The 6228-nt window shown below is 37.5% G+C and carries 7 protein-coding genes and 1 pseudogene; 6 read left to right on the forward strand and 2 right to left on the reverse strand.

Annotation, left to right across the window (positions count from 1 at the left end; translation table 11 throughout):
- Nucleotides 1-12 precede the first annotated feature (12 nt).
- Nucleotides 13-843 (forward strand): nucleotidyltransferase domain-containing protein, encoded by an 831-nt coding sequence (locus ON01_RS08275; protein ID WP_010530564.1) that lies wholly within the window; start codon nt 13-15, stop codon nt 841-843.
- A 134-nt stretch (nt 844-977) separates the two neighbouring features.
- Here the strand turns inward: ON01_RS08275 and ON01_RS08280 are convergent, their stop codons facing one another.
- Nucleotides 978-2339 carry an IS4 family transposase gene (locus ON01_RS08280; protein WP_010530565.1) on the reverse strand — a complete coding sequence of 454 codons (1362 nt, stop codon included), beginning with the start codon at nt 2337-2339 and terminating at the stop codon, nt 978-980.
- Between the two features lie 240 nt (nt 2340-2579).
- Between ON01_RS08280 and ON01_RS08285 the strand changes: the two genes are divergently transcribed.
- The 5 genes from ON01_RS08285 (at nt 2580) to ON01_RS08305 (ending at nt 5127) form a co-directional block, all read left to right on the forward strand.
- Nucleotides 2580-3029 (forward strand): NUDIX hydrolase, encoded by a 450-nt coding sequence (locus tag ON01_RS08285; RefSeq protein WP_010530566.1) that lies wholly within the window; start codon nt 2580-2582, stop codon nt 3027-3029.
- A 198-nt stretch (nt 3030-3227) separates the two neighbouring features.
- On the forward strand, nt 3228-3866 hold the full coding sequence (locus ON01_RS08290; protein WP_010530567.1) for an HAD family hydrolase: 639 nt from the start codon (nt 3228-3230) through the stop codon (nt 3864-3866).
- Between the two features lie 175 nt (nt 3867-4041).
- Complete coding sequence (locus ON01_RS08295) at nt 4042-4320, forward strand: hypothetical protein (protein ID WP_010530568.1); 279 nt, start codon at nt 4042-4044, stop codon at nt 4318-4320.
- Nucleotides 4304-4600 (forward strand): type II toxin-antitoxin system RelE family toxin, encoded by a 297-nt coding sequence (locus tag ON01_RS08300; protein ID WP_010530569.1) that lies wholly within the window; start codon nt 4304-4306, stop codon nt 4598-4600. The genes ON01_RS08295 and ON01_RS08300 overlap by 17 nt, the downstream gene beginning before the upstream one ends.
- A 170-nt stretch (nt 4601-4770) precedes the next feature.
- On the forward strand, nt 4771-5127 hold the full coding sequence (locus ON01_RS08305) for a hypothetical protein (RefSeq protein ID WP_010530570.1): 357 nt from the start codon (nt 4771-4773) through the stop codon (nt 5125-5127).
- Between the two features lie 272 nt (nt 5128-5399).
- Here the strand turns inward: ON01_RS08305 and ON01_RS08310 are convergent.
- Nucleotides 5400-6228 (reverse strand): annotated as a pseudogene (locus tag ON01_RS08310) (IS110 family RNA-guided transposase); the annotation flags it as partial.

Below are 6228 nucleotides of genomic sequence, written 5' to 3' on the forward strand. Positions count from 1 at the left end.
GGGTGAAACATAATGGCAACTGTCGATAATATAATTCAAGACATAACAAAAGAACTAGATGGACTGCCAGGTGTGGTAGGAATCGTGTTAGGTGGATCCAGGGCAAGAGAAACTCATAGTTCGGATTCTGATATAGATATTGGAATTTACTATGATGAATCAAAAGGGTTCAATACCAATGATATCGAAAAATCAGCATTCAATCTTAATGACGAAAAAAAAGACCATTTAATCACTTCCTTAGGTGAATGGGGCGAATGGATAAACGGCGGCGGCTGGTTAGTTGTGCATGGATACCATGTAGATCTCATATTTCGTGATATCCAACGAGTCAGCAAAGTTATTGATGACTGTTTGTCAGGTGCTGTATCCATTCATTATCAAACAGGGCATCCACATGGTTATTTGAATGTCATGTATATGGGAGAGTTAGCCGTTTGTAATATTTTATCTGACCCTGAAGGCAAACTAAATGAATTAAAAAAGAAAACGGAACCCTACCCCGAGAAATTGAAAAAAGCGATGATTCAGTATTTTTCTTTTGAAGCTTCTTTTTCCCTTATGTTTATGGAAGCCAATGCTAATAAGGACGATATTTCATATGTGATGGGCCATTGTTTTCGAAGTATTTCTTGTTTAAATCAAGTTCTCTTTGCGAAAAACGAAGTGTATTGTATCAATGAAAAGAAAGCTGTGGTCATGATTCAAGATTTCCCGATAAAGCCAACGGACTATAAAAAACGAATCGATGATATTGTTTCTCTGCTTTCAGCGGATGGTGAAAAGACGGGAAACGCAATGAAGAAGTTAAAAGAACTAATCACTGAAACAGAAGCATTATAACTATTCAATAAAAGGGTGCTATTCACTAATAAGGAATGGCACCAATATGGCATATAAGGGCCAATTAGTTGAACAATGAGAGCGTTTCGAATGAAAAGAAGAGACTAGAAAAACATTAATATTTTATAACTGTCTCAACTTTCGCAGGCTAAATTAGGCAGGTAAACCCTGATATAGTTCGGCAGACCCGCTATCCATTGTTGTAGTTGCCCTTTGATGAGTTGTTGTACTTTCTTATTAGTCGTTTTCAAGGTATCTTCAAGAATCTCGATTAGTTGCTGTAGCGCAACAGCCCAATCAAGGTCATTTACTTCATCACATAATTCATAAAACATACCGCCTAATGTTCGGTCATCTGTACTGCAGCGATTTTGCCATGCCAGGACAATATACCTTGTAAACACAATGGTCGTGTGACTGATAAGCGCATCATATGAACGACTCTGGAACTCCTTTTGGAGTTTCAAAAGAGACTTTGTCGTTTTGAAGAAAACTTCAATATCCCAGCGCATGCCATAAATACGAATGATTTCCTGATCACTTAGTGTGAAGTCAGTACTCAGAATCGCAAGCCAGTTACTTTTCTTGTTTCGGTTACGGACGAAAACAACTTTGACAGGGACACCATTGGCCTGTGTTGTATGGATGGAGCGCAAAATGCCCCTTTTTCCATCGGTCGGTGAAGCCAGTCGATACAGTTGATCCAGGCTTACACGTTTACCATTTACAAGATATCGCTGCTTTAACTTTTTGACCATGCCAATCACGTCAAGGCCTTGTTCTGTCAGGTCTTTAATAAGGGGCTGTTGTGTAAACCATGAATCCATCAGTACATAGGAGGCATCAATACCGGCGTTCATCGCACGTTTAATCATACCCGGAATCTGTTCCGGCGCCGTTTGTAACGCTTCTTGACGACGCTTGTAACCAGAACTGCGTTTATCAATGTCTTCAGATATTCCGTTAATCTTGCTTTTTTTCGAACTCAACAGCGAAAAATCGACGGGTAGGAATGTAGCACCATCAGACCATCCAAGTGTCAACATCCGAAAACCTTTGTAGAAACGCATTTTCTGTGATGCATGATCAAAACAGCGAGCCAGAAGCTCTACGTGTTTACTTCGGTTCCGATCATAAGATGAATCATCTAAGATGAGAACCTTTGGACGGTCATGGCGTGTCAGCTTTGATACCTTACTAATCGTATAAGCGACCAGTGAAAGCAGAAAACGGCGCCAGTTGAACGTCGATTGATTCAGAAACCGATAAACGGTATCCTTTGCCGGAACATCATTGACTTTTTTGCTTTCAAGCGTCCGAAACCAGTTTTTGTTTTCAAAGATTAAACTAAAGATTAGCTGAAAAATGTAAGCACACGAAAAGCCAAAGGACTTCGTAATGCCTGCGTTGCGCAAGTGTTTTAACACATTTAATTCTATAAATGTCGATTTTATTTCATTTGGCAGTTGCTTATTCAGGTCGTTTTTCGCTATCATAGTAGGAGACACCTCTTCTATTTTGGTAGTGATTGTGGTTAAATCAACTATACCAAAAGCTGAGGTGTTTTTTCATGTTATAGCCTAATGTCAAGCACTATATGTCAGACCCGACGGGTCCTGATAGGTGTTGAATTCATTGCGATTTTCTTGGTGCGAAAGTTGAGTAACTGTGTAAATTATCTTCTGTAAGGATTATGATTAGAACACAGGCAAAACAAACGAGGTATCAATTATATAATGTTTAAGTACACAGTATGTTTTATTAAAAATAATAATGATATATTAATGCTTAACCGAGAAAAGCCTCCAATTATGGGGGTTTGGAATGGTGTAGGCGGTAAAATTGAGAAAGGTGAATCTTCCGATGAGGGTGCATTACGTGAAGTATTTGAGGAAACAGACATAAGAGTAGATAATTACTTTTCTAAAGGTACTGTATCCTGGGAATCTTCAAATGGTAACCTTGATGGAATATATGTTTATCTATATGAAGTGGGAAATGATTTAAAATTTGAAACTCCTAAAAAAACAAGAGAAGGTATATTAGATTGGAAATCAATTGATTGGTTATTAAACCCGAACAATCTAGGAACTGCGGATAAAGTTTCTCAATACTTACCAGTTCTTTTGAAGGAAAAAGGAATTTACTCGTTAAAATATGAAAATGGTAAGATGTTTATTTTATAAAAATTACATGCCAACAAACACTTTAGTGAAAACACTATTGAATATATCTCGAATTCAAGTCTTCCGTTAAAGGCGCCATTCCGGAATAAGACTCGACGCCCGTTCTATACATAAGGACCATTTAATGGAATAATGCATTGGACTAATAGTCAGATTTCTAAACCCTTGGATAAAATTTTTTGTTAAGGATGTGTGGTTATGAAAGCAATCATTTTTGATTTTGATGGTACTCTTGCTGATACTTTGCCAATTTGCTTTTATGCATTTCAAACTGTATTCAAAGAATTTGACAATATTGATGTTACTACAGATGAAGTTAAGGCTATGTTTGGTCCATCCGAAACTGGAATTATTAGAGAAAATCTTACGGATCCTAACCATAATAAAGCAATAGAATTATATTATGAGAAATATAATGAACGACATCGTGAGCTTGTTCTTGATAATAAGGAAATAAACGATTTGCTACTGTTTTTAAAAAGTGAAGGTTATAAATTAGGGATAGTTACAGGAAAAGCAAAAAGAAGTTTATTTATTTCCTTAGAACACCTTAATATGAACGACTTATTTGACGTCATTATTACGGGAGATGACGTTAACAACCCGAAACCCCATCCCGAGGGAGTCAATAAGGCATTGGAACAGCTTGGTGTAAAAAACACTGAAACTGTTTTTTTGGGAGATAGTAATGCTGACATTTTGGCTGGCAAACGAGCTAACGTTTTCACGGTAGGAGTGAATTGGTTACCAAATTACCAGACACCAGAGTTTAGTGTTAAACCAGATCAAATGAATAGTAGAGTAGATGAATTCAAACAGTCACTTACGAGTAATTAAGTTACACGTAAAAAGAATCAGGTTTTAACTTTCATTTATTCTTCAATCGGGCGCAAGAGTTGAACAATGATAAACAATTAAACAGAGGGAAACGAGATTTTGACATAAGGATGAGTTATGTAAATGATGCATTCAATGGTATAATGGTGTTAGTAAATACAAGGCGGTGTTTGAAATGAGTATTAACCGTGAAGAGCTAAAACAGTTAATTGACTTTATTCACGAAGAAGATGCAGCTGAAGTATATGATTTTATCGGTTATCTAAACATGAAACGGGAAAGAGAAGCCATTGACCAATTTGATTTAGACCTATTTACTCGGGATAAGGAACTCATTCGTCAAGTACAGAAAAGTCAAGAAGATCGTACAAATGGACGTATTTACAATCAAGAGCAGGGACTAAAATATCTTCAGAACAAAATTAGGGAGTTTGAAAGTGAACAAAACTTATAACGTTTATTGGTCACAAACTGCCCTTGATGAATTGAGTAATATACTTGCATATCCTCCAGAAGTTAAAGAACGCATTTATTTGGATACTTTTGAACGTTTATCCTATATGCCCATTTTGACTGCAAAACAAATACCCAATGGGATTTTAAAAGGCTACTGGGTAAGACTTGGTTTATATCAAGTTATGTTAGTATTTGAAGTTAATGAGGAAGAAGCCGTTGTTTGGATTGATGGTATTAAACATAAGAGAGAAAATGTTTATTGGAAGAAAAGGAAATAAGTTTGCAGAATTGCCCCTATGGAAAGGGGTTTTTTATTAAAGGTAATTAAAAGTATTTTAGGATTATTTTCAATCTTCCGCAATAGGGCGCAAGAATTAAATAACGATGTTCCATTTTTAGCAGTCTTTTTCTTAGCATTTTATAAGTTATAGAGTGGGAAGGTGTGAAAATGTTAGTTCGAAAAGTTTTAGCCTGGTTATTTACCACAATTTTATGCATTATCGCATACTCACTTGCTATTCCAACTCTTGGGTCTTTTACTTTCCTTAGTGTGTTGCCCTTTGCCACAGCAGTTGGGGCTTTATTATCAATCATTATAGAGTTGGTAACCAATAATTTGTATCGAAGAAAACTCATTTCATTTTTATTACATCTAATAGCTGCCCACATAGTTTACAAAGTTATGGTCGTGCCAATGTGGTCAATCGTTGTATATGTATTTGTTTTACCTATCACAAGTATATATTGGCTTGCAGATGAAGCAATGAGGGTGAAAAGTAAACTAAAGGAAATAGTTCCACACTAAGCTAAAGCGATTATTCTTGTTGTGCTGCAGGAGCACAATATTTGAAAAAGATTGTTCCAAGGTGAAAGCGGTAAAAAGAGTACAGATATCACTAATACCCCATCATAATTTGGTTGAAAGCAAGTTAAGATAGTTAAACAATACCAGCCAATAGCTGTCAACAATTAAAGGTAAAAAAGTTTAAAAAAACATGTTACACTAAAATTGGGCATGCCAAATAGCCTTACCGTTGTATCGATAAGGTTTCAAAACATTGGCAATTTAAATGCATCTTATGATTGATCTACAAAGACTTCCTGACGTTTTAACATGGCATGAATCCAGTGAACAAGTTTGTTGGCACAGGCAATCACAGCGACCTTGTGTGGCTTGCCCTCGTTTCTTTTGGATGATAAAAGGCAATCAGTTTCTTGTTTCGGTTTTTGGCAATACCGCACTGCACAGCCGTATAAAGAGCCTGACGTAATCTTGATGATCCTCTTTTCGTGATGCGGTTAATGGACGCTTTATACTTGCCGGACTCAAAAACACTTGGGTCCAGACCGGCATAGGCAGCCAGTTGCTTTGGCCGTTCAAACTGATTGATTCCCCCGATTTCGGAGATGATTGTTGCTGCGATCTTTTCTCCAACTCCGGGAATGGATTGGACCAATTCATAATCGTCAAAGGTCTTGGCCAGGGCTTTTATTTCTTTTTGTAATTTGGATAGATGTTCCTGGTATTGAAAAAGCATCTGGATGTACATATGCAGGCTAAGGACATGGCCCTGGCAGATCGGCTCTTGAAAGGGATTGCGGGCAGCCGCATCCTTTAATTGAGCCGCTTTATCGAAAAACCATGCGTCGGAACGCTTTGCTCCGACTTGACGCATCTCCATGGCCAATGCCTGTTAGGAGACCTCTTGAATAGCCGCAGAAGTCGGATAATGCAGTAGGGTGTTCAGGGACAACTTGCCACAAAGAGCACTAAAAACGCTATGATACTCCGGGAAAATCTGATCCAGAGCAGCCTGAAACTGAAGTTTGATTTCAACGTAGCTGTCCGTTAAAGCGCTGTGTTGTCTGGTTAATTGCCGCAGATTCAGGTATTGTTCGGTTTTCC

This window comes from Lentibacillus jeotgali, assembly GCF_000224785.1.
In the GTDB taxonomy this organism is placed as follows: domain Bacteria; phylum Bacillota; class Bacilli; order Bacillales; family Amphibacillaceae; genus Lentibacillus; species Lentibacillus jeotgali.